The 22,313-nt window shown below is 67.7% G+C and carries 21 protein-coding genes and 1 tRNA gene; 7 read left to right on the top strand and 15 right to left on the bottom strand.

Features of this window, described 5'->3' with window-relative positions:
* Positions 1-125 precede the first annotated feature (125 nt).
* The 3 genes from AC1ROC_RS20075 to AC1ROC_RS20065 all read right to left on the bottom strand — a co-directional run bounded on the left by AC1ROC_RS20075 (position 126) and on the right by AC1ROC_RS20065 (position 2,641).
* Positions 126-1,229, bottom strand: coding sequence for a hypothetical protein (locus AC1ROC_RS20075; RefSeq protein ID WP_493001945.1), 1,104 nt, complete (start codon positions 1,227-1,229; stop codon positions 126-128).
* Positions 1,226-1,939, bottom strand: coding sequence for an RNA polymerase sigma factor (locus tag AC1ROC_RS20070; protein ID WP_493001944.1), 714 nt, complete (start codon positions 1,937-1,939; stop codon positions 1,226-1,228). Before AC1ROC_RS20070 ends, AC1ROC_RS20075 begins: the two co-directional genes overlap by 4 nt.
* Positions 1,940-2,443: 504 nt before the next feature.
* Positions 2,444-2,641: a helix-turn-helix transcriptional regulator gene (locus tag AC1ROC_RS20065; RefSeq protein ID WP_493001943.1), complete on the bottom strand. Its 198-nt coding sequence runs from the start codon at positions 2,639-2,641 to the stop codon at positions 2,444-2,446.
* 102 nt (positions 2,642-2,743) lie between these two features.
* On the opposite strand from AC1ROC_RS20065, the gene AC1ROC_RS20060 reads away from it, so the two are divergent.
* The 4 genes from AC1ROC_RS20060 (at position 2,744) to AC1ROC_RS20045 (ending at position 6,305) form a co-directional block, all read left to right on the top strand.
* Positions 2,744-3,325: a helix-turn-helix domain-containing protein gene (locus AC1ROC_RS20060; protein ID WP_493001942.1), complete on the top strand. Its 582-nt coding sequence runs from the start codon at positions 2,744-2,746 to the stop codon at positions 3,323-3,325.
* 12 nt (positions 3,326-3,337) lie between these two features.
* Entirely contained in the window at positions 3,338-4,489 is a 1,152-nt protein-coding gene (locus tag AC1ROC_RS20055) for a site-specific integrase (RefSeq protein ID WP_493001941.1), read from the top strand.
* A gap of 392 nt (positions 4,490-4,881) precedes the next feature.
* Positions 4,882-5,250, top strand: a complete 369-nt coding sequence (locus tag AC1ROC_RS20050) for an ArsR/SmtB family transcription factor (protein ID WP_493001940.1) — start codon at positions 4,882-4,884, stop codon at positions 5,248-5,250.
* Complete coding sequence (locus AC1ROC_RS20045; RefSeq protein ID WP_493001939.1) at positions 5,247-6,305, top strand: DMT family transporter; 1,059 nt, start codon at positions 5,247-5,249, stop codon at positions 6,303-6,305. Before AC1ROC_RS20050 ends, AC1ROC_RS20045 begins: the two co-directional genes overlap by 4 nt.
* A gap of 336 nt (positions 6,306-6,641) precedes the next feature.
* On the opposite strand, the gene AC1ROC_RS20040 is transcribed toward AC1ROC_RS20045, so the two are convergent.
* The 4 genes from AC1ROC_RS20040 to serS all read right to left on the bottom strand — a co-directional run bounded on the left by AC1ROC_RS20040 (position 6,642) and on the right by serS (position 10,271).
* Positions 6,642-6,726, bottom strand: a tRNA-Ser gene (locus AC1ROC_RS20040).
* Positions 6,727-6,779: 53 nt separating this feature from the next.
* Positions 6,780-8,066, bottom strand: coding sequence for an LCP family protein (locus tag AC1ROC_RS20035; protein WP_493001938.1), 1,287 nt, complete (start codon positions 8,064-8,066; stop codon positions 6,780-6,782).
* Between the two features lie 112 nt (positions 8,067-8,178).
* Entirely contained in the window at positions 8,179-9,009 is an 831-nt protein-coding gene (locus tag AC1ROC_RS20030; protein WP_085369624.1) for an HAD family hydrolase, read from the bottom strand.
* Positions 9,006-10,271 carry a serine--tRNA ligase gene (serS, locus tag AC1ROC_RS20025; protein ID WP_493001937.1) on the bottom strand — a complete coding sequence of 422 codons (1,266 nt, stop codon included), beginning with the start codon at positions 10,269-10,271 and terminating at the stop codon, positions 9,006-9,008. Before serS ends, AC1ROC_RS20030 begins: the two co-directional genes overlap by 4 nt.
* 69 nt (positions 10,272-10,340) lie before the next feature.
* On the opposite strand from serS, the gene AC1ROC_RS20020 reads away from it, so the two are divergent.
* Positions 10,341-11,345 carry a diacylglycerol/lipid kinase family protein gene (locus tag AC1ROC_RS20020; protein ID WP_493001936.1) on the top strand — a complete coding sequence of 335 codons (1,005 nt, stop codon included), beginning with the start codon at positions 10,341-10,343 and terminating at the stop codon, positions 11,343-11,345.
* Between the two features lie 34 nt (positions 11,346-11,379).
* On the opposite strand, the gene AC1ROC_RS20015 is transcribed toward AC1ROC_RS20020, so the two are convergent.
* From AC1ROC_RS20015 to pheA, 7 genes are all read right to left on the bottom strand, one after another.
* Positions 11,380-12,825, bottom strand: a complete 1,446-nt coding sequence (locus AC1ROC_RS20015; RefSeq protein WP_493001935.1) for a hypothetical protein — start codon at positions 12,823-12,825, stop codon at positions 11,380-11,382.
* Positions 12,822-13,562, bottom strand: a complete 741-nt coding sequence (locus tag AC1ROC_RS20010) for an ABC transporter ATP-binding protein (protein WP_493001934.1) — start codon at positions 13,560-13,562, stop codon at positions 12,822-12,824. Before AC1ROC_RS20010 ends, AC1ROC_RS20015 begins: the two co-directional genes overlap by 4 nt.
* A gap of 35 nt (positions 13,563-13,597) precedes the next feature.
* A complete protein-coding gene (locus tag AC1ROC_RS20005) occupies positions 13,598-14,125 on the bottom strand; it encodes a zinc metalloprotease (RefSeq protein ID WP_493001933.1) in 528 nt (175 codons plus the stop codon).
* 10 nt (positions 14,126-14,135) lie between these two features.
* Complete coding sequence (locus AC1ROC_RS20000; RefSeq protein ID WP_168688412.1) at positions 14,136-14,450, bottom strand: hypothetical protein; 315 nt, start codon at positions 14,448-14,450, stop codon at positions 14,136-14,138.
* Positions 14,447-14,767 carry a hypothetical protein gene (locus AC1ROC_RS19995; RefSeq protein ID WP_493001932.1) on the bottom strand — a complete coding sequence of 107 codons (321 nt, stop codon included), beginning with the start codon at positions 14,765-14,767 and terminating at the stop codon, positions 14,447-14,449. The genes AC1ROC_RS20000 and AC1ROC_RS19995 overlap by 4 nt, the downstream gene beginning before the upstream one ends.
* Before the next feature lie 154 nt (positions 14,768-14,921).
* Positions 14,922-15,581, bottom strand: a complete 660-nt coding sequence (locus AC1ROC_RS19990) for a hypothetical protein (protein ID WP_493001931.1) — start codon at positions 15,579-15,581, stop codon at positions 14,922-14,924.
* Between the two features lie 44 nt (positions 15,582-15,625).
* On the bottom strand, positions 15,626-16,621 hold the full coding sequence (pheA, locus tag AC1ROC_RS19985) for a prephenate dehydratase (RefSeq protein WP_493001930.1): 996 nt from the start codon (positions 16,619-16,621) through the stop codon (positions 15,626-15,628).
* 98 nt (positions 16,622-16,719) lie between these two features.
* On the opposite strand from pheA, the gene pgm reads away from it, so the two are divergent.
* Both pgm and AC1ROC_RS19975 read left to right on the top strand, forming a co-directional pair.
* Positions 16,720-18,342, top strand: coding sequence for a phosphoglucomutase (alpha-D-glucose-1,6-bisphosphate-dependent) (gene pgm / locus AC1ROC_RS19980; RefSeq protein WP_493001929.1), 1,623 nt, complete (start codon positions 16,720-16,722; stop codon positions 18,340-18,342).
* 139 nt (positions 18,343-18,481) lie between these two features.
* Positions 18,482-20,065: a DUF5979 domain-containing protein gene (locus tag AC1ROC_RS19975; RefSeq protein ID WP_493001928.1), complete on the top strand. Its 1,584-nt coding sequence runs from the start codon at positions 18,482-18,484 to the stop codon at positions 20,063-20,065.
* A 112-nt stretch (positions 20,066-20,177) separates the two neighbouring features.
* Here the strand turns inward: AC1ROC_RS19975 and AC1ROC_RS19970 are convergent, their stop codons facing one another.
* Positions 20,178-22,289, bottom strand: a complete 2,112-nt coding sequence (locus AC1ROC_RS19970) for a sigma-70 family RNA polymerase sigma factor (protein WP_493001927.1) — start codon at positions 22,287-22,289, stop codon at positions 20,178-20,180.
* Between the last annotated feature and the right edge of the window lie 24 nt (positions 22,290-22,313).

The following is a 22,313-nucleotide window of genomic DNA, read 5'->3' as shown; positions in this document are numbered from 1 at the left end:
GGCAGGAGTGCCCCGATTGCGATCAGCTTCTTGTTCATCTCAAGTCACCTCGGTTCTCGTCTGCGCCTTCACCTACACGTTCCGGTTCGGGGTGGGTTTTGGCGCGCATTGGTGAGTTGGGTTGGTCAGGGCACCTGAATGTGCTGGTGGTTGCAGGTATCGGCGAAGGTGTGGGTGATGTTCATCAGCGGGCCGAGAGCCACGCCCGACTGGGCTCGGCAGTCGCTTTGACCGGCACTTGACCCGTGCGGGGCGTAGGGATCCAGCGCGTGGATCAATTGGATGGAGAGGTCGTCCGCACCGGTGAGCGAGCGACGGTTGAGGGCGTAGAAATCCACGGCTTTGCCCTTCCAGTGCGCCGATTTGGTCCCCACGCCAGGTGTTGTGCCGGTGCAGCGGCGGTTGAGATCGCTGATTCCGACCTGCTGGAACGACTGGACGGCGACGGCGATCAGCTGAAGGACGTGTCCGTCGATCACGCAGTCCGGGGTCGCGGTCCCGTGAGCCATGTTGACGACCTGTTGCTGGTACCGGGCCTCGAGGAAGTTCAGCTTCTTTGCCTGGATCGCCTGCACCAGCTCTGCCGCCGCTGCGCGGGCGTCCGCCGGGATCTGGCATGCGCCGGCGGTTGCCCCGGTGAGCGAGGCGAGGACGTGTTGGGCGGGAGTCCAGAAGGGTGCGTAGTGATTCGGGTCTGCGTTGATCTGGACGGCGTGGGCGACCAAGGTCGGAGCGGCGGTCTGCCAGCCCGGCAGGTGGAGCATCCGCGTGTAGAACGCGGCTGCAGCAGTGGCTGGGTCCATTCGTTGGGCTCGGGTACCGTAGCCGGCGCCTTGCTGGAAGACCCCAATAGTGGTGTTGTCGACGGCATCGCCGTGGTCGAGGTTCCGTAGCCCGGACTCCCCTATTGCGACCATCAGCGCGATCGTTTGACCGTGCGGTGGGATGTTCATTTGTTGGCCGACGGTGATGATCGTCGCGGCGATTTTCAACTGGTCCGGCCCATACCCGTCGACGCTCTGGCTGGCGGCCACGGTGGGCGCGGAGCCACCACACACTCCCCCACCGCCGCCGAACGCGTTGGCGCCCATCGCGAGAACCATCGTGACCGGCAGAGCGACCAAGCTCGCGGGGACGACGAGGACAAGGACAGCGACAACGATCAGCAGATTCCGCGTTGTCTTCGGATGGGTGACCGCGTGCGCGGCAGCGGCGCCCGACGTGATCATGCCGAGACCTCCTGCTCGAGGACGGCCCGGGCGATCATCATCAGCCGTTTCGCCGTCGCGATCCGCGCTCTCGCCGATCCGGCGTGGATATGCAGTGTCGCGGCGATCGTCTCGGCGTCGTCATCGATCATTTCCGCGACCTCACGGAAGCCGCCCCGTTCGGGGACGCATCCCACAACGACGGAGCCAGTGAGCGGGAGGCCTGCGTCGGCCGCCGCGAGTGCAGCGCGTACGGTGTGCGCCGCCTGGCTCACGCGCTCGCGAACTGTCCGAAGCCCGCGCGCAGAGAGGTGGTGCGCCTCAGCCACACGATCGCCGTCACCGTCGGTGAGCCCCAATTCACCCACCACGACCCAGTCGGATGGCCCGACGAAATCGGCGACCAGGCTCATCCACCGGTTGGCTTCGAACCGACCGATCAAGGCATCCAGCGGGTCGATGTCACGCCCCGACTGAATGTCCGTCGGCAACTCATCGGTCTCGATCGCCTTACGCTGTAGTTCGCGCAGGACGACATGGCGAGTTATCCCGAACACGAACGCGTTCGGTGTCCCTTTCGCCGGGTCATATGCGGAACAGCGGTGCCAGACCGACTCCCGCACGATCTGCAGAACGACGTCCACATCGTTCGGGCGGCCCCACAGACGATATCGGACGAATGAGCGCATGCTGTCGACGGTGCGGAGAAGTTCTCCGAGACGATCGTCCACCACTGCGACTTGATTTCCTCCAGCCACGAGATCACAACCTTCCTTGCATGGAGGTGGCTAATGCGAAGGACCGGGTTCGAGCCGTGAGGCCCGTTAGAACAGCGGTGCGGCCGAGCGCGCGTGGGCACGCGAAAGCCCACCTGGGCAAGGGAGAGAGGATGAGCCGAGCAGCGCCGAAGTCATTGGGTTCGGGGCGGCGCCCTCGGATTTGATGGTGGAGCGGCGACTTCGACTCTGAAGTGCGGGAGTCTCAGCCACGATGCGTCACCGCCGCCCTGACTCGAATCGCGAGTCCGGCGTAACGGCAATTGGGGTAAGAATCAGCCGCTCCATTTGGTGCCGCACGCTACCCCCGAACAGGGGTCGCACTGTGGCGGCGCGCCGGGGTGCACCGGCTGTTCTACTGACAGCTCTCACACTGCAGGTCATCCATGGGGTCAACAGGTACGAGATACCCGTCAACGAAGTCCTGAATAACCCCGGGGGTGGACGGATTCGGCTCGTTTACGCGTACACCCCGGTTCTCGTCTGGGCGCTCGCCTCCAGCCATGCCAACACCTCCGCTCGTTTGTAGAGAACGGTGCGCGGTGTCGGCTTGTAGAAGCGCGGCCCCTTGCCGTGATACCGCAGCTGGGCGAGTGCTGCGATTGACAGCCCAGTGAGCTCAACCACGTCAGCTGGCTGAATGAATTCCCCTGTCATCTCATCTCCTCCGTTTCGACAACCTAGGAGTTCTTGAATTGTTGGATAGACAATAGCGCGCAGCTTCTCGTTTGACAAGATCAAAGGCGCTATTCTGTCGAAATGGCAGAATTTCGAACAGAGATTGGCATTGGTGCTCGCATCAAGCTGGCTCGAAGGGAACGCGGATTTCGCTCGACCCGGGAGTTGGCCGATGCCATCCCTGGAGGCAATATCACTCAGGCGGTTCTGGAGAACATCGAGTCCGGGAGAAAGGCAGACATCAGCGTGACCCAGCTCCTGAACATCGCACGGGGACTGAACGTGCCGGTCAGCATGCTGCTCGCGCCCATCGGGGCGCCGGAGTCGAACCTCGACCTCCCCAACCTCAGTGACGACTTCGCGGAGATGACCGCAGCGGAATTCGATTGCTGGCTCTCAGCCACTCCGCTGAGTTCATATCAGCCGAGACTCGCCTCGGAGCGATCTGACATCGCCACGTTGAACACTCTCCGTGAGCTCGGGACGCTGCGTCGGGAGATCGACCGTGTTCGCCTTGTTCGCGATGTCCGTAAGAGTTCGGGCGACGCGGACCTCGCGACTGACACTGATATCGAGAGACGCATCGAATTCGTTGAACGCGAAGCCGCGCGACTCGCTGCACTTCTCACTTCGTCCGGCATCGCAGCAGCAGGAGCACCTTAGAGGGAGGGCGAAATGGGCAGCGTTCTGTCGTACGAAGCTGCGGGCGGTCGACGCTATCGCGTCATGTACCGAACCCCGGATCACCGCCAGACAACGAAACGCGGATTCAAGACGAAGCGCGAAGCCGAGCTCTACCTCGCTACGGTCGAGACCAACAAGGCACGTGGCGAGTACATCGACGCGAGTGCTGCACGGGTGGCTATCGCTTCGCTCGGCACAGTATGGCTGGCGAACCAGACTCACCTCAAACCCTCATCACTCCGGCCCCTTGAGATCGCATGGCGCCTTCAAGTCGAGCCCCGCTGGGGAAAGGTCCCAGTCGGTGATGTGAGGCACTCGGATGTCCAGGCGTGGGTGACCTCGCTGACCGCCGGCAAGTCGGCGACGACCGTCCTGCGGGCCTTCGGCGTCCTCGCCGGCATTCTCGACGTCGCGGTCAAAGACCGTCGAGTGCCAGTCAACGTCGCGCGAGGCTCACGCCTGCCGCGCAAGGTCGCCCGCGCACACCGGTACCTTACCCACCAGCAAGTTCATGATCTCGCGACCGCCAGCGGCAAGCATGACGTTCTGGTGCTCCTGCTCGCCTATACCGGCCTTCGCTGGGGCGAAGTGATCGCCCTGCGCGTGCGCGACGTCGACTTGACTCGCCGCCGGCTAGCCATCTCGGAGAACGCTGTCGAGGTGGGACCGGAGACCATCGTCGGGACCCCGAAGAACCACAAGCGCAGATCGGTGCCATTTCCGTCGTTCCTCGGCGACGCCCTTGCGGAGGCGGCAATAGGCAAGCAGCCGAACGAGCTGCTGTTCTCGGGTCGATTCGGCGAGCACGTAAAGCGCGCAACGCGCGGCCAGCGAACCTGGTTCAAAAGCGCGCTCGATCGAGCGGGACTCGATCCGATGACCGTCCACGATCTTCGCCATACCGCCGCCAGTTTGGCAGTCAGCGCGGGCGCCAACGTGAAGGCTGTGCAGCGAATGCTAGGGCATGCTTCCGCGGCGATGACGCTCGATGTCTACGCAGACCTTTTTGACGACGACCTCGATGCGGTTGCTGAAGCGCTCGACAGAGCGGCACGACGGTCCGTGGATCGCGGGGCGCACCTCGCAGAGAGTTCGCCCCCAGTGAGGACTAGACCAGTACGCACCGCCGACGTATCTCGCTAGTTTACTCAACCCTTTAGCGCCGGCACTGACGACGAGCGCGGCGACCACGACCGCGAACCACGGGTACGCGATCACGTCCGCGACGATTGCGTTCCAAATCATGACGATCGCCTCCCAGCGGGCAGCGCGCCACGTCTCGAGGACCCAACCGACGTCGATCATGTGCCGATTGAACCAGCGACCAGCGACAAATGCCGTTTGCCCCGTATTAGTTCTCAGCAAGCCATCGATGAACAGCCCTTCCGTCAATGGTTTGTCAGCCAGTACCGCCACTTGATTGTCCCTTCGTTCCCCCGCCACTACTTCGCTCGAAGCTGTCTCGGCATTCCTGGCCAACCAGTCGCACCGCCCCCGAATCCGCGCACTCAGCGAGAATATGAAAGAATCTGCGTATGGATGCAGATAAGGCCGTGTGTGGCAGGGAGCCGGACAGCCAGTACGTGGAGCTCGCTGTCGAGGTGTTCGCCATGTTGGCCGACGCGACTAGGGTGCGGATCATCCTGGCCCTGCGCGACGGTGAGCTGTCGGTGAACCACTTGGCCGACATCGTCGACAAGTCGCCGGCAGCCGTGTCGCAGCATCTGGCGAAGCTTCGGCTGGCGCGGATCGTCGCAACCCGCGACGAGGGCACCCGCGTGTTCTACCGGCTCGAGAACGAGCACGCCCGCCAGCTCGTGACGGATGCGATCTTCCAGGCCGAGCACACGCTCGGCGGCACGCCCGCGCACCACCGCGCCCAGCCGGTACCGGTGACGCCGTGATCCTCCGCAGCCTCCGCAACGTCGGCGTCCAGGCGGCGCTCCTTGCCGCCGTGCTCTTCGGTGCAGGAACCCCGCTCGCGAAACTCCTGCTCAACGACGATGTGAGCCCGTGGCTGCTCGCGGGTCTGCTCTACACGGGCGCCGGAATCGGTCTCGGCCTGTACCGGCTGATCCGGCGGATGCCGCGCGTCAGGATCGCCCGCACGGAGATCCTGCCCCTGGTCGGCGCGATCTTCTTCGGTGGCATCGCGGGTCCGGTTCTACTCATGGCAGGTCTCGCGAACATGCCCGCATCCGGCGCTTCCCTTTTGCTGAACGCGGAGGGCGTCTTCACCGCGGCGTTGGCGTGGTTCGTGTTCAAGGAGAATTTCGACCGGCGCATCGCTCTCGGCATGCTCGCGATCGTCGCCGGCGCCGTCGTGCTCAGCATCCCGTCCGGTGCCAACTTCGGCAGCCCGTGGCCGTCGCTTGCGATCCTCGGCGCCTGCTTCTGCTGGGGGCTGGACAACAACCTCACCCGCAAGGTCGCCCTGAATGACGCCACCTGGCTGGCCGCGATCAAGGGCGGCGTCGCCGGGCCGGTGAACCTGATCATCGCGTTCGCGTTCGGTGCCGCGCTTCCCGGCGCGTTCAACATCGCCTCGGCGATGGTCATCGGACTCTTCGCGTACGGCGTCAGCCTGGTGCTCTTCATCATCGGGATGCGCCACGTCGGCACGGCCCGCGCCGGCGCGTACTTCTCGATCGCCCCATTCTTCGGCGCGCTCCTCGCCATCACCCTGGGCGAACCGCTCACCTGGCCCGTCGTGGTCGCGGCAGTCCTGATGGCGATCGGCGTCTGGCTGCACCTGACCGAACGCCACGAGCACGAGCACACCCACGACGCGATCACCCACGACCACTGGCACACCCACGACGAACACCACCAGCACTCACATGAAGACGGCGTCGTGGTTGCACCCGGAGAACGTCACAAGCACGTGCACACGCACGAAGCGATCACCCACACCCACGAGCACTACCCGGACGCTTACCACCGACACGACCACAGCTAGGCACCCGTCGCCGCCGTGAGTCATGAGGGTCTAGCCTTCCCCCGCCATCCGGCCTAGCCCGTGAGACGACGCATCACCGCCACCAAGGTTGTCGCGCACACGACAAGAGACAGTCTGCGTGGCGGAAAGACGATCTACGGCGACGGTCGACGGATGGTCGACAATAAACCCGGCCGCTCGGGCCGATTCAGCGTCGCCGAAATCACACGGACACGTCTTCAGCGACCGACCTTTTGCAGCGTTTGTTGTCATTCTGTTGTCAAACGAGCGGATGACAGCCAAGGAACAAAGCTCCGATCCCAGTGAATCACTGGGATCAAGGCGCGTTTCGCAAAGCGGAGGGCGTGGGATTCGAACCCACGAGACATTTCTGCCCACCAGTTTTCAAGACTGGCTCCATCGGCCGCTCGGACAGCCCTCCTGGCGCCGGGGTGAACCGGCGTCGCCCGATTCTATCGGAACCGGTTGCCGCTCTCAGTCGGTGAAGGGCTTGGAGCAGGTGTACTGGCTCGCCGTCTGACCGTGGACGTCGGACGGCAGGTCGACGGCGCCGGAGGACGACTGCGTCGGGGCGTCGCTGGTCGGAGCGGTCGGCGTGCCCGTCGCCGGCGGAGGCGTTGCGGCGGTTCCACCGGCCGGGGTGCCCGTCGCCGGGGCGTTCGGGTCGGCCTCGGAGCCGACGCCCGTGTCGCCCGTGAGCGTGATCGGCTGGTCGTTCTTCAGGGCGGTGAGCAGCGCATCCGCCGCATCGGTGGTCGGGGAGACGCCGTCGCCGTCGTAGTGGTTCGGGTACTGCACGAACACCATCTGGTTGAGGTCGATGTTCTTCAGCGCCGCCGCCATCGAGGCGATGGTGGTCACGTTGTTGAGGCTCTCCGAGAGCTCGATGTTGGTGGTGGCCGCCTTCGCCAGGCCGTAGACCTTCACCGGGTTGGAGAGGGTGTCCGAGCTCTTGATGGTTCGCACGAGCGACGAGAGGAAGACCTGCTGGTTGCTGATGCGGCCGAGGTCGGAGCCGTCGCCGACGCCGTGGCGGGTGCGGAGGAACGCGAGGGCCTGGGAGCCTTCGAGCGTGTTCTGGCCGGCCTTTACATCCAGGCCCGTGTACGGGTCGTTGATGTCGCCGGCGACACAGACGGGCACGCCGCCGACCGCGTTGGACATCTCGATCACGCCGTCGAACTCGATGACGCCCGCGTACGGGATGTCGAGGCCGGTCAGCTTCTGCACGGTGAGCACCGTGCAGGCGAGGCCGCCGTAGCTGAGGGTGTTGTTGATCTTCTGCCTGCTCATCGCGTCGAAACTGCCGCCCTTGGGGTCCGGGCAGGACGGGATGGAGACGTACATGTCGCGTGGGAAGCTGATGACCGTCGCTGTCTTGTGGTCCGCCGAGACGTGCAGCAGCATCGTCACGTCGTTGAGGACCTCGCCGCGGTCGCCGTATGCTGCATTGCCGCCACCGCTGTCACTACCGGCGAGGAGCACGTTGAACGCGCCGTTCATCGCACCGACCTGCGGCACGACCTCCTTGCCCTTCGCGTCGACCAGCTTGACCGATTGCTTGAGGCCGCTCGCCACATCCCACACGGCGTATGCGGCGACGGATGCGGTGCTCACGCCGACGACGGCGAGCACGGCTGCGAGCATCCCGAGGAGGAAGCGGAACGGGTGACGCTGCTTGAGCCGACCGTGGCGTGCGATGCTCGGACCGGCCGATACTTCTTTCGCACGCGCCTGGGCGCGGGTGGGCAACTCGCTCATTCACTTCCTTCCGGGTTTTCGGGATTCGCGCACCGAAAACCCGGTGAGCACTACCCTCCAGAGTTGCAGATCACCCTGGCAAACTTCTGGACAGCCACGCCGGAAATGCTGATCAGAGGCTGTCGAGCACGCGCGCCAGGCCGTCCTCGACGACCGGCTCGGTGACCCGGTTGGCCACCGCTTTGACCTCGTCCGGCGCCTGGCCCATGGCCACGCCGAGCCCCTCGTCCGCCGCCCAGGTGAGCATGTCGATGTCGTTCCTGCCGTCGCCGACCGCCACCACCCGCGCCCGCGGGATGCCCAGCTGCTGCCGGACGCGCTCCAGCGCCGTCGCCTTATTGACGCCGTCTGGCGCGATGTCGAGCCACGCCGTCCAGCCGATGGCGTAGCTGACCTTGTGCAACCCCATCCGCTCCACGATGTCGAGGAACTCGTCCTCGTCGTGCTGCGGAGAGACGACGACGACGCGGGTGGCGGGATGCTCGGTCAGCTCCTCGAAGGAGACCTGCACCGCGTTCACCAGCTCCCAGTCGGTCATGCCCTCGGTGTACCGGCGGAACCCTGCAGCGTCCTCGACCATGAAGCTGCCGCTCGGCAGATACGGCCGGATGGTCTCGAGCACCTCGGTCGGGTCGAACACCTCCACGAACTCGCGGCGGTAACCGTCTTCGTGGGTTTCGTCGCGCTTCATCGTGAGCGCGCCGTTCGCGCATACGACGTATTCGCTGGTCAGCCCAAACTTCTGGTGGATGCCCCTCGCGGTCTCCCAGCTGCGGCCGGTGGCGAGCATGACCTCGTGACCGGCGTCGCGGACGCGGGCGACCGCATCCAGGACGGCGGCGCCGATCGTCTCGTCCTCGTGGATCAGCGTTCCGTCGACGTCGAGCGCGATCAGCAGACGGCCGTCGTCCTGGCGGTCGGTGGCGGTGTCAGCGGCGCTCACCGGGCGATCGGTTCCAGGACCTCGAGGCCGCCCAGGTACGGGCGGAGCGCCTCGGGCACGATCACCGAGCCGTCCTCCTGCTGGTGGGTCTCGAGGATGGCGACGATCCAGCGCGTGGTCGCCAGCGTGCCGTTCAGCGTGGCGACCGGCGTGGTCTTGCCGCTCTCCGTGCGGTAGCGGATGTCGAGGCGGCGGGCCTGGAACGTGGTGCAGTTGGAGGTGGAGGTCAGCTCGCGGTACGCATCCTGAGTCGGCACCCACGCCTCGACGTCGAACTTGCGGGCGGCGCTCGAACCCAGGTCGCCCGCCGCGGTGTCGATCACGCGGTAGCTGAGGCCGAGGGCCTGCAGCATCTCCTCCTGGTACTGCAGCAGACGCGCGTGCTCCGCCTCCGCCTCCTCGGGGAGCGTGTAGACGAACATCTCCAGCTTGTTGAACTGGTGCACCCGGATGATACCGCGGGTGTCCTTGCCCGCCGAACCCGCCTCACGGCGGTAGCAGGTGGACCATCCGGCGTAGCGCAACGGCTCCGTCACATCCAGGATCTCGTCGGAATGGTATCCGGCCAGGGCGACTTCGCTGGTGCCGGTGAGGTAGAGGTCGTCGGCCGGCAGGTAGTAGATCTCGTCCGCGTGAGCGCCGAGGAAGCCGGTGCCCTGCATGATCTCCGGCTTGACCAGCGTCGGGGTGATCATCGGGATGAATCCGGCGGCGAGCGCCTTGTCGAGCGCCATGTTCATGATGGCGAGTTCGAGGCGCGCACCGATGCCGCGCAGGTAGGTGAATCGTGCGCCGGACACCTTCGCGCCGCGGGTCATGTCGATGGCGCCGAGGAGTTCGCCGAGCTCCAGGTGGTCGCGAGGCTCGAAGTCGAAGGTGGGCTTCTCGCCGACGGTCTTGACGAGCACGTAGTCGTCTTCCCCACCGGACGGGACGCCATCGATGATCGGGTTGCCGATGCGGCGGAGCACATCGTCGAAGCGCTTCTCGGCGTCGTTCGCCGCCGCCTGCGCCTCCTTGACCCTGCCGGCGAGGCTCTGCGCCTGCGCGACCAGTTCCTTCTTCTCCTCCTTGGGAGCAGCGGCCACCTTCTTGCCGAAGGCGTTCTGCTCCGCGCGCAGCTCCTCGAAGGCGGAGATGGCCGCGCGGCGCTCCTTGTCGGCCTGCAGCGCCTCGTCGACGACCTCGACGGAGTCGCCCCTGGCCTCCTGCGAACGCTTGATGACGTCGGGGTGCTCACGGAGAAGAACTGGATCGATCACGGGTTCAGCTTATCGAGGCGACGGCGCCCGGTCCGGGCGTTCCCTGTGGAAACAGGTAGCGTGAGCTTCGTGAACGATCGGCGAGCGGGGGCGGCGACGACGGCCGCCGTCGTCTACAACCCGATCAAAGTCGACATCACGCGGCTGAAGGCGGCGGTCGCGACGGCGGCGGCGAGCGCAGGGGTGCGGGACATCCTCTGGTTCGAGACGACGGCCGACGACGGCGCGGGCGCGGGCGGAGCCGGTCAGCAGCAGACCAGGGATGCGCTGGCCGCCGGAGCGACGCTCATCCTGGCCGCGGGCGGAGACGGAACGGTGCGCGCCGTCGCGGAAGCCCTCCGCGACAGGGACGCCGACCTCGCGATCGTCCCCTCCGGCACGGGAAACCTGCTCGCCCGCAACGTCGGCGTGCCGTTCGCGCGGCTCGACGACGCCTGCACCGTCGCCTTCGGCGGGGCCACCCGGCAGATCGACCTGGGCATCGCCTCCATCACGGCGAAGGACGGCGGCATCCACGAGCACGCGTTCCTGGTCATGGCCGGCCTCGGCATCGACGCCACCATGATCGCCAACACCCGCCCCCGGCTGAAACGCCGCCTCGGCTGGCTGGCATACGTGGATGCGGGCTTCCGTGCCCTCCCGAAAGCTCAGAAGGTGCGCGTGCACTACACGCTCGACGCCGGGACGACCCGCACGGCGCAGGTGAGCACGATCCTGGTGGCCAACTGCGGCAGCCTGCCCGGGAACATCGAGCTGATCCCGGATGCGTCGGTCGACGACGGCGTGCTCGACATCGCGGTGCTGCAGCCCCGCTCGCTGTTCGGCTGGCTGCTGATCTGGCGCAAGGTCAGCTGGGAGAACCGGGTGCTGCGCCGCAGCGCCGTCGGCAGGAAGATCATCCGGTTCACCGACCGGGCGATCCGCACCGAGCTGACCTACCTGCGCGGCGAGTCCGTGCGGCTGACGGTCGAGCGGCCCGAGCCGTTCGAACTCGACGGCGACGGCTTCGGCGACGTGGTCGCGGTGGGGCTGACGGTCGACCCCGGCGCGCTGCGCGTGCGGGTGCCCGCCTGAGGGTTCACGTCTCCTCGGGGAACTGCCCGGACCCTTACGGACCCGCCGATCTACTGCGCGCGAACGCCGCCCAGGTAAACGCCCCGCACACGGCCGCCACTGTCAGATCCGCAGCGACGAGCGGGAATCCGGTGAGTTGCAGAATCGTGGTGACCATGACGATGACGACGATCTCCAGAACGATCGAGAGCGCCGAGGTCGCGAACATCCCGAGCGCCGCCCGCTCGTCGAACGGGATCACCGCGCCGGCCAGCGTGGCGATCGCGAAGATCGCGAAGAACAGCGAATACGCCTCCGCGATGCGCATCGGATCGTTGTCGATGAGCCCGGTGGCGAACATGGCCGCCGTGAAGACGGCGGTCAACGCGACACCGACGACACCGACGCGTAACCAGAGGACGGACGCGTCGCGCATCCCGATCGCACGCAGCGTCCAGTTGATGTCGCGTGAGCGCCCGATGATCAGTTCTCCCCCGGTCGCAGAGACCAGGACGAGAAACAGGAGCACGATGCCCGGATCGAGCATGTGACTCCGCGCTGCGACGACCAGCCCGGCATCGATGGCGATCATGGCGCCGAACGAGACACGCGATGTGGAGTCGCGCATCCACGTCGCCAGCTCCGTGGCGACGAGCTGGCCGCCGAACGAACGCAGAACCGGAACCCGCACGGCGACGGTGCCCGCACGCAAATAGCCTCCCGCCGGGTCCGACGAGCTCAGAGCGGCCCCGAGCACCAGCAGCAGTGTGGACAGCCCCGCCAGGGCCAGCACAGCGAGCCAGCTCTGAGGCAGCATCCCACCCCACCAACCGGTGATGGACGCCACCAGGGAGAACCCGCGGGGACGGCCACCGTCGGCCGCCCATCGGACGAGGTCGACAGCGACGAAGGACATCCCGAGCGCTGCGACGATGACCCCCCACAACCGTCGCTCGCGCGGCGGCACCCGGAGAAGTCCGAGAACGCGCTCGACAGCAAGGGTGACGACCTGGCACAGGAAGCCGAAGGCGACAGCGAGAAGCATGAGCGAGAGGAACGTCGCGACGGGAACCGCGCTGATGCCGGCCGGAAACACGAACGATCCGCTCAGCCCGAGGGCGGCGGCGACAGCGACGGCGCCGGCGATGGGGAGGAACTCGGACACGGCGCAGTACCAGCGCGAGGCACCCAGCAGCCTCGCCTGCAAGGCGAGCGGGGACTCGACGGGCAGGAGCATCGTGAGGATCAAAGCAATGCCGTACGCGGGCAGCGTGAGGATGATCGGCAGCACCGGCACGATGGTCGCTGCCGCCGCCGGATCGTCGATCAGGCCGCCCAGCAGGCTGGAACTCCATACGTACACGCCGGTGTTGTAGGCGAGGAGCAGGATCGCGCCCACCGCCAGGACGACGTTGCGCTGAACGACGCCGCCGAGTTGGGCCGTGAGGTGATTGCGCGTCGACGCGACGTGCGCGCGAGCAAGGATCGGGAGAACGGTCATCGGCGCGTCCGGATGCCGTCGAGGGTGCTGAACAGCTGCTCGGATCTCATCGCGTGCCGGTCGTCCGAATTGACGATGCCCGCGAAGGTGTCGGCGAGGTCGGCAGAACCTGTCGCGCTCTCGCTGAACGCGCCCAGGAATCGGATACGTCCTCGGTCGAGAACCAGAACGTTGTCGCTGATCCGCGCCGCGACCGCAAGGTCGTGCGTCGAAATGAGAACGATGCTTCCCCGCTCGGCAGCCGCATTCAGGACGGTGCGCATCACCACCTGCGCTTCCGGGTCGAGGCCCCGGAATGGTTCGTCGAGGATCAGGAGGCTCGGTGAGTGCAGGATGTTGGCGAGCAGCATCAGCTTGCGCTTCATCCCGTGGCTGTACTCGCGGATCAACCGGGTCTCCGAACCGGCCATGTTCGTTGCTTCGAACAGGTTCGCCACATCGCCGTCGGAGAGTTCGACTTCGCGCGCAACGGCTGAGAAGCGCAGGAACTCGCGGCCGGTGAGCAGGCTCGGCAGCGGAAGATCGTCTGCACAGAACCCGACGTGCGTGCGCTGGACCGCCGTGAGCGGCTCACCTCGCAGCCGCACGCTTCCCTGTCGCACGGGAATGAGGCCGAGGAGCGCGTGCAGGAGGGTCGATTTGCCCGAGCCGTTCGGCCCGAGCATGGACACCATCGTGCCCGGCTCGATGTCTGCATCGATGCCGTTCAGCACGGCCGGTCGACGGCCGTAGCCCACGACCAGGTCACGGACGATCAGGCCCGGGTGGCTGCTCATGTGTTTTCCTTCCGTTGGAACGCGTCCAGAAGGGCACGCCCGTCCTTGCTGAATGGGGTGAGCGCCGCAAGGTGGCTGACAAAGGGGACAGAGAAGAGCAGTGCGAGCGGGTTCGGCTCCTCGATGCAGAGCAAGGCAATTCCGATGACGATCACGCCGACGGATGCTCCGGCCGCCGGCCCACACATCGTGATGAGCGCATCCCTGCGCGGGGCGAAACGCGGTCGCCGGATCTCGGCGGAGAACCAGTCGCCGTGCGCTTCGACGCGGTCGGTCCCGCTTCGCGAGTGGAGCAGTCTGATCGACCGTATGGCGGGTAGCGCATGACCGTACTCGTGCACGAGGATCGACAGAGGAAAGAGCACGATCGACGCGAAACCGCTGTACGCCACGGGCGGTCCGAACATCGCGCCGAGGAGCACGATGCCCGGTCCGCCCACGATGGCCAGCGTCGCCAGGCAGAGCAGACTGAACCGCCACGACGCGCTGACCGCGAGCCGGAACGCCCGCGGCTGAACCATCACGGCTGAGCCATCATCGACGACGTCGAAGTGCCCAGATCGCGACACCGATCGATGCCCCCACCACGGCACACACCAACGCGGGAACGACAAGACCGTCCCCCGACTCCGCGCGCACGGTGCCATCGACCACGGCGACGTCGATCACCAGCGGCACGTGTGCCGACGCCTGGGAGTCGACAGCGTTGAAGATCGCCCAGCCGACCGCGATCGCGGTGCCGACGGCACCCACGACGAGCCCGGTCACCAGACCGATCGCACCAGCCACGAGGGCGCCGCGCTTGGTGGACGACGGCGCGGAACTCAGCTGATCACCGAGAACTGTCATTTCTTGCAGGCGACCTTCACTTCGAACCAGCTGGTGTGGACGTACCACTCGAAATTCATGCCCTTCTGCGAGCAGAAGATGAGAACGGCGATGCTGATGGCAGCAGCGAGCAACGCGAGCACGGCGACAAGGACGATGAACGCCACGACCGGCGCCACCCCGTTCGCTACGCCACCGGCGCGCCGTTCGGCGAGCGCTGCCCGCCGCGACGCCAGCGCGCCCAGCGGATCGCTCGTCGCAACGCGCGAGGCCAGTTCGAAGACCGCCTCTCGCGTTCTGGAGAGGGAGACCTGCTGGCGGTCGAGAGTGATTGACATCGGAACTCCTTTGAATCCAAACGCCAGATGATACATTTTGTATCTGGAACCTGGCCTTTCAAAGAAGGTACGGTCTGCCCGCGTCCGCGGCAATGTTGTTATTGCATCTATAAGGAACGCGGGGGCCGCCTCACCAGGAGGCGACTCGAGCCGATCAGTCCGACTGTTCCGGTCCGTGCGTCGCCTCAGCGACAGGCTCAAGCGCAGGCCGCCCGGAGAGCAGGGTCAGCGCGAGCAACACCACAAGGGTCGCGAGGCCGACGGTGATCAGCGGGCCGGCGAGCATCCAGCCCAGCTGGCTGAAGACGAGTCCGGTGACATCGGCGCCCGACGTGGGGTTGGTGTACGAGGTGAAGACCGACATCACGTAGAGCAGGATGCCGAGCGCCACCAGGCCGCCGCCGACCAGCCAGAGGGTGAGGACGGCGCGGTTGCGGCGGGGGGAGAAGTCGACGGTGGCGAGGACGCCGCCGCGGGCGGGATACGCGAGGGCTGGAGCGGCGGTGAGGGCGGGGGCCGCGGCCGGAGTGGGGGCCGCGCCGGTCGGGGGCGCGTATGGCTCCGCCTCCGCCTCCACGACGTCGTACTCAGCGTCCGCGGAAGGTTCGGCCCGATCGGCCCGATCCGCCCGCTCCACCGGGTCCACCGCCCGCGGTGCAGGGCGCTGGAACGCGGCGGTCGCAGCCGCATCCCGCATCCTGGTGGCGGGTCGCTCCCCCGGCTTGGGCTGGTACCCGCGCTGGAAGGCCGGGTCGTAGCGCGGGTCGAAATCGCCGCGGTCGGCGGTCTCGCGGTTCGCTTCGTCCACGGCCATCGTGTGCTCCTCGCTCGGGACTCGGAACGGTTCTGGCTCGCAGCCTACCCCTGGTGGCCGGCGCCGGCGTCGGTGTCCCTGGGCGCCGTGAGCGACGCCAGCCAGTCGCGCGCCTCGGTGAACACCTCGTCGCGGTATCGGCGGTCGTAGTCTACGGAGACCTTGTCCGCACGCGGGTACGAGCCGAGGAAGATCACGGCCGGGCTGAACCTGCGCAGGCCGAGCAGCGCATCCGCCACCCGCTCGTCGTGGATGTGGCCGTCGGCGTCGATCACGAAGCGGTAGCGACCGAGGGCGTCGCCGATCGGCCGCGACTCGATGAGGCTCAGGTTGATGCCCCTGGTGGAGAACTGTTCGAGCAGGTCGAGCAGGGAGCCCGGGCGGTCGTCGGGGAGTTCGGCGATGAGGCTGGTCTTGTCCGCGCCGGTCGGCGCCGGGACGCTGCGCTCCGTGCTGACGAGGACGAAGCGGGTGACCGCGTTCGGGTTGTCGCCGATGTTCTCGGCGAGCACCTCGACGTCGTGGTGGTCGACGATGCCCGGAGGCGCAATGGCGGCATCCGCCGTGCTGCCCTCGAAGAGTGAGGCGGCCGCGGCGACGTTGCTGGACGCCGGCAGGTGACCGTGCTCCGGCAGGTGCTCGTCGAGCCACAGGTGGCACTGCGCGTACGCCACGGGATGCGCGTTGATCGTCTTCACGTCGGCGAGCGTCGTTCCCGGGCGGGCCACGAGCACGAAGTTGACCGGCACGAGGTACTCGCCGACGATGCGGAGGCCGGGCACGGTGGCCAGCGCATCCTGAGCGACGGAGACGCCGCCCTCGATCGAGTTCTCGATCGCTATCATCGCTGCGACGCTGCGGCCGGACACCACGTCGGCGAGCGCCTCCCCCACGTTGTTGACCGAGCGCCAGTGCTTGCCGCGCGCTTCGGGGACCTGCGCGAGCGCCGCCTCGGTGAACGTGCCGGACGGGCCCAGGAAGCTGTAGACCTCGTCGACGGACGCGGGCAGTTCGGCGGTGGGCTCGGCGGCTTCAGGCATGGCGATCAGCTTAGCCAACCGCCTCTGCACAGGATGAAGTTCTCCACAACCTGACGTAACCCTCTGGCGCGGCGCATCCCGAGTGGAAGTATGGAGCCATGAACGAACGAGCCGGCACCCCAGCCCAAGCCTCCGACCTGGTCGACATCGACGCTCTGCGGCGCGCGTACTACGACCTCAAGCCGAATGTGAGCATCCCGGAGCAGAGAGTGGTGTTCGGCACGTCCGGTCACCGCGGCAGTTCGCTGAACACGGCGTTCAACGAGAACCACATCGCCGCCACCACGCAGGCGATCGTGGAGTACCGGGCGTCGCAGGGCATCACCGGACCGCTGTTCCTCGGCGCGGACACGCACGCGCTGAGCGAGTACGCGATGACCACCGCTCTCGCGGTCCTGGTCGGCAACGAGGTGCGCGTGCTGGTCGACGAGTTCGACGACTGGGTGCCCACGCCCGCCCTGTCGCACGCGATCCTGCGCTACAACCGCGCCGGTCACGACGACCAGGCAGACGGCATCGTGGTCACCCCGAGCCACAACCCGCCGGCCGACGGCGGCTTCAAGTACAACCCGCCGCACGGCGGCCCGGCAGACACAGACGCCACGAGCTGGATCGCCAACCGCGCCAACGAGCTGATCGCCGACGACCTCCGCGGCGTCCGGATGAGCGAGCCGAGCGCGGTGGAGACGTACGACTTCCGCGGAACGTACGTCGACGACCTCGAGAACATCATCGACGTGAAGGCCATCCGCGACAGCGGCATCCACATCGGCGCAGACCCGCTCGGCGGCGCGAGCGTCAACTACTGGGCAGCCATCGCGGAACGGTACGGCCTCGACCTCACGGTCGTGAACCCCACGGTCGACCCCACCTGGAGCTTCATGACGCTCGACTGGGACTCCAAGATCAGGATGGACCCGTCCAGCCCGTCGGCGATGGCGTCGGTGCTCGCGCACAAAGACGACTACGACATCCTCACCGGCAACGACGCCGACGCCGACCGGCACGGCATCGTCACGCCGGACGGCGGCCTGATGAACCCCAACCACTACCTCGCGGTGGCCATCGACTATCTCTATCGCACGCGTACCGAGTGGCGGAAAGACGCAGCGGTCGGAAAGACCCTCGTCTCCTCCTCCATCATCGACAAGGTGGCTGAGTCGCTCGGCCGCCGGCTGTGGGAGGTGCCGGTGGGCTTCAAGTGGTTCGTGCCCGGCCTCATCGACGGCTCGGTCGGCTTCGGCGGAGAGGAGAGCGCGGGAGCGAGCTTCCTCCGCTTCGACGGCTCGGTCTGGACCACGGACAAAGACGGCATCCTCCTCGCGCTGCTCGCCAGCGAGATCCGCGCGGTGACCGGCAAGACCCCCTCCCAGCTCTACGCGGAGCTCACCGAGAAGTTCGGCGACCCCGTCTACGAACGAGTGGATGCTCCAGCCAGCCCCGCCGAGAAGTCCGCCCTCTCCAAGCTCGACGGCGAAGCCATCACGGCCACCGAGCTGGCGGGCGAGCCGATCACGGCCAAGCTCAGCCGCGCCCCCGGCAACGATGCAGCCCTCGGTGGCGTCAAGGTCGAGACGGCGACGGCCTGGTTCGCCGCGCGGCCGAGCGGCACCGAGAACGTCTACAAGATCTACGCCGAGTCGTTCGCCGGCTCCGACAACCTGCGCGAGGTGCAGGAGGAAGCGAAGCGGATCGTCGGCGACGCGCTGGCGGGAGCGTAGCGGCGGGACTGCTTCGCCGGGTGGTGTTTCCGGGCCGTCGCAACGCTGGCGGCGGCCCGTCATAATTGACGATTCTTCAACTCACTGAGGTCGAGAGCCGCGTTCTCCAGGGCTCTCGTACCCGAGTTGGAGTCCCGAAATGCTTCCCTTGCTGTTCCAGCGCGCGAACCGACGGTCGCGCGTTTCCATCGCTCATACCTCCGCGGCGCTCGCGGCCGTCGCCGCCGTCGCCGCCCTCGGTGCGACGGCGCTCGTGCTCGCACCCGCCCAGGCCGCTTCGGCCGCGCCGGTGGATGCGGTCACCGCCGTGACCATCCAGGCACCCGATCCCGCGCATCCGGACACCCCGTTGACCGTGGGGCAGCGGTTCCGCGTCGACGCTCAGTGGGCGTTGCCGTCCGGCGCGCAGCCGGGCGACACCTTCACTCTCTCGTTCCCGTCACCGGTGAGCGGCTATTCGTCGCAGTTCGAACTGCGAGACTCGACCGGCGCGGACGTCGGCAGCTGCGCGGTCGTCTCGACAAGCGTCACCTGCACCGTCGGCGCGTACGCCGCCACCCACTCCGGGATCGCCGGTTCGCTCTACTTCTACGCCACCGCTGCGTCGGCCGCGACCGGCGACGTGTTGTTCAGTGCTGGGTCGACGGCGACGATCACGGTCCCGCTGCCGGGCGGCGGCATCCAGCCGGGCACCGGAGGCGGCGGCTGGCCGGCGCCGACGACACTCACCAAGGGCGGCTGGCAGAACACCGACGGCACGCTCGGCTGGAACGCCAACGTGCCGGGCGCTCTTCTCACGAACGGAGGATCGGAGGTCGAGCTGACGGACACCTACGACGGCCGCCTCGCGCTGCACCCCGGCTCGCTCGAGGTATACCGGGTGCCGATCGCCGGCTGGAACAACGGCGACTGGGGCGCATCGGCGACCAAGCTCACAGAAGGTACCGGCGCAGGCACCTTCTCGTTCACGCCCGCAGCCGCGTCGTTCGCCCTGACCGTGCACCAGCCGGACCCGGCCAGCGTCTACACCATCTACTACCGGCTCGACGTCCCGGCCGGCATCCCGGACGGCACGACGTTCGCGAACACGGCCAGCGGCCGCAGTCTCGGCGACGCGCAGGCCAGCGTCGACTACGTCACAGCGGGCGGCGCAGCGTCCGGGATCACGCTCCGCGCCATCGCGGTCACCAAGCAGGTCACCGGCGACGGCGTCGCACCCTCCGGCACCTTCCCTGTGACGGTGACCTGCACGTCCGGCGGCTCCCCCGTCAGCGGATACCCGGCCACCGCCGCGATCGCCGCCGGCCAGACGAAGACGTTCCCCGGCATCCCGGTGGGCGCGCAGTGCACGGTCACCGAGACGGACAGCCGCGGCGCCACCTCGGTCGCATACGCCCCCACGGGCGACATCGCGGTGACGCAGGACTCCCCCACGACGATCCTCGTCACGATCACGAACGACTACGCAACCGCGCCGCCGACCTCGACGCCGACACCCACGCCGACGCCGACGGCGGTCGTGCCGCCGACGACCCCGGCGTCCCCGGCGTCCGGCGCGGCGCCTGTGGCAGGGAGCCCCGCATCCCCGAGCGCCACTCTCGCGCACACCGGAAGCGACACGACCGGGGCCGGGATGCTCGGGATCACGGCAGCAATGGCCGTCGCCGCCGGGCTCGGGATCCTCGTCCTCCGTCGCGTCCGCCGCTCGGCCACCCGCCGCTGAGGCCCTGAGCCGCGGGGCGGCTGGTCCCCATCCCAGCCGTCCCGCGTCGCGTGGTGTGGTGGTGTGGCGCAGCGGGCACTCCGCTGAGGCCGCTCGTTGCGGCGACTGCCGGTCAGTCGGCCGCGTGGGCCTCCGCCGCCGGTCCGACGCGTCCGTCGCCCGCGTACCTCACCTCTCCGAGGAAGTAGCCGTGCAGCGGCAGCCACAGGTGCCGATCCGACCAGCGGCCGTCGGCGTCGAGCGCGGCGGCGGTCCAGCCGGTGCCGCCCCACACTCGCAGTTCGATGTCGGCGCCGGGGATGCCCGTCGCGGTGGCCGTGACGGCAGGACCGTGGTCGGGCCACCAGGAGCAATCGACCGAGAGCGCGGGCGCGACCAACTGCACATCGACCGTCGACGATGCCGACTGTCGACGGGCCTGGTCCGTCTGCCTGACCGTGAGGGTGCTCGTGCCTGCGGCGAGACCGGTGACCGGTGGCGATGTCCACGCGCCGGTCGCATCGGCGGCGACGCTGACCGGACCCACCCCACCCGGCCCGGAGATCGCCACGGCTGCTCCCGGCTGGGCCGTGCCGCTGAGGATCGGGAAGTACCGTCCGTCCGCCGTGTCCACTGCGGTGACGACCGGCGCAGCGGGTGTCCGGTCGATCGCGACGTTCAGCGACGAGGCGGCCGACGTGCCCTGCGCCGTCTTCTGCACGAAGGTCAGAGCGTGCCGCCCATCGGCGTATGCCGCGAGAGGAATACGGATCGTCCACGAACCCGTGGCATCCGCCGGGAAGGTGGAGAAGACGCTGCGGTCGACGGTGGCGGTCACCGATGAGCCGGGAAGGGCGGTGCCCGAGACCGTGATGACGTCGGCGTCGGTGAGCACCGGAGCGCTGGGGGACGGCGACAGGATCACCGGCGCATCCGGCACGGGAGTGGCAGGCGTCGTCGGCGAGGTCGTCGGGGTGGGGGTTGGGGTCGGCTTCGGCTTTGCGGGCGCGGTCGGAACGCTCGCGGGGCGCGGCTGTCCCCCGGCCTGCGGCGTTGACGCTGCGACACCTGGCGTTGACGCTGCGACACCTGGCGTGGCCGCCTGGTCCACCGCGGGCGGCTCGACGGGTGCAACCGTGGGCGCAGGCACGACCGGGCGTGTCGGTGGTGCGGGCACCGTCGCCGTCGCGGGCGGCACATCGGGCTGGGAGGGACCGGACGCCGCCGCGACCTCCTGGTCGCTCGGCGTCGAGGAGATCGTCGAAGTGAGCGCGAAGCCTGCCACCGCCACCGCACAGAGCACGAGGCCCGCTCCGACGAGCACGGGAAGACCGGATGCGGCTCCCGCGCTGGCCGCGCCGGCGGTGTTTGCGCTACCAGCACTACTGGCACCCCCCAGCGTCGCCGCCGTCGCCGCGGAGGCGGCACCGACGCCGCCGCCCGTGGAGAGCCACGCCGTGTACGCGATGGCCCCGCCGATCCCGGCGGTCAGGGGCAGCAGGATGAGGCCGACCTGGCGGCTGGCGTCTGTGGCTTCGGCTGCCGCGAGGCTGCACTCGGCGCACGTGTCGAGGTGCGCGTCGATGCGGGTGCGCGTGCGCTTCTGCGCCTTGCCGCGGAGGTATGCACCGAGGTGGTCGATGGTCCAGCGGCACTCGGAGTCGGCGGGGACCGAAGCGAGGTGGGCCTGGATCCAGGCCTGGCGGAGGCCCTCGCGGGCGCGGTATGCGAGCGCGGCGGCCGAGTTCGCGCTCAGGCCGAGAAGCGGGGCGAGTTCTCTCGGCGCCAGCCCCTCGACCTCGGTGTACCAGAGAACCTCTTGCCATTCTGGGGAGAGGGTTCGGAACGCGGACATCGCGAGCGTGCCGTTGAGCGCATCCAATTGGGCTTCCTCGCTGAAGCGGGGGTCCTCGATGAGGTCGGCGTCGTCGACCGCCACCTCGCGGCGCGCGCGTCCCCAACCCGCTGCCGTGTTCCTGATCGTCGTGAACAGGTACGGCCGGAAGCCCGACGTCGGGCCGCCGCCCGCTGCGATCGTCTTGAAGATGCGGGCGAAGGACTCGGAGACGAGATCGTCCGCGTCGAGTGTCGGGCTGTGCGAGCGCGCGACCGCGAGACCCGCCGACGCGTGGCGTCGCCACAGCTCGGCATACGCGTCGCGATTGCCAGAACGGCTGAGCTCGACGAGTTCGCCGTCAGAACGGGTAGAGAGGGCTCGTCGGGCGCTGAAGAGCGCTTTCGGCATGGTTTCGACCTCCGGGAACAGGTG

It is taken from the genome of Leifsonia sp. GW821-FHT13C05 (assembly GCF_058806515.1).
This window is presented reverse-complemented; position numbering and strand designations above follow the sequence as displayed.

Coding starts and splice junctions, on each gene's coding strand:
- AC1ROC_RS19970 (WP_493001927.1), bottom strand. CDS start 22,289: ATGCCGAAAGCGCTCTTCAGCGCCCGACGAGCCCTCTCTACCCGTTCT.
- AC1ROC_RS20065 (WP_493001943.1), bottom strand. CDS start 2,641: ATGACAGGGGAATTCATTCAGCCAGCTGACGTGGTTGAGCTCACTGGG.
- AC1ROC_RS20035 (WP_493001938.1), bottom strand. CDS start 8,066: ATGAGCGAGTTGCCCACCCGCGCCCAGGCGCGTGCGAAAGAAGTATCG.
- AC1ROC_RS20055 (WP_493001941.1), top strand. CDS start 3,338: ATGGGCAGCGTTCTGTCGTACGAAGCTGCGGGCGGTCGACGCTATCGC.
- AC1ROC_RS20000 (WP_168688412.1), bottom strand. CDS start 14,450: ATGACAGTTCTCGGTGATCAGCTGAGTTCCGCGCCGTCGTCCACCAAG.
- pgm (WP_493001929.1), top strand. CDS start 16,720: ATGAACGAACGAGCCGGCACCCCAGCCCAAGCCTCCGACCTGGTCGAC.
- AC1ROC_RS19990 (WP_493001931.1), bottom strand. CDS start 15,581: ATGGCCGTGGACGAAGCGAACCGCGAGACCGCCGACCGCGGCGATTTC.
- AC1ROC_RS20015 (WP_493001935.1), bottom strand. CDS start 12,825: ATGACCGTTCTCCCGATCCTTGCTCGCGCGCACGTCGCGTCGACGCGC.
- pheA (WP_493001930.1), bottom strand. CDS start 16,621: ATGCCTGAAGCCGCCGAGCCCACCGCCGAACTGCCCGCGTCCGTCGAC.
- AC1ROC_RS20060 (WP_493001942.1), top strand. CDS start 2,744: ATGGCAGAATTTCGAACAGAGATTGGCATTGGTGCTCGCATCAAGCTG.
- AC1ROC_RS20050 (WP_493001940.1), top strand. CDS start 4,882: ATGGATGCAGATAAGGCCGTGTGTGGCAGGGAGCCGGACAGCCAGTAC.
- AC1ROC_RS19975 (WP_493001928.1), top strand. CDS start 18,482: ATGCTTCCCTTGCTGTTCCAGCGCGCGAACCGACGGTCGCGCGTTTCC.
- AC1ROC_RS20075 (WP_493001945.1), bottom strand. CDS start 1,229: ATGATCACGTCGGGCGCCGCTGCCGCGCACGCGGTCACCCATCCGAAG.
- AC1ROC_RS19995 (WP_493001932.1), bottom strand. CDS start 14,767: ATGTCAATCACTCTCGACCGCCAGCAGGTCTCCCTCTCCAGAACGCGA.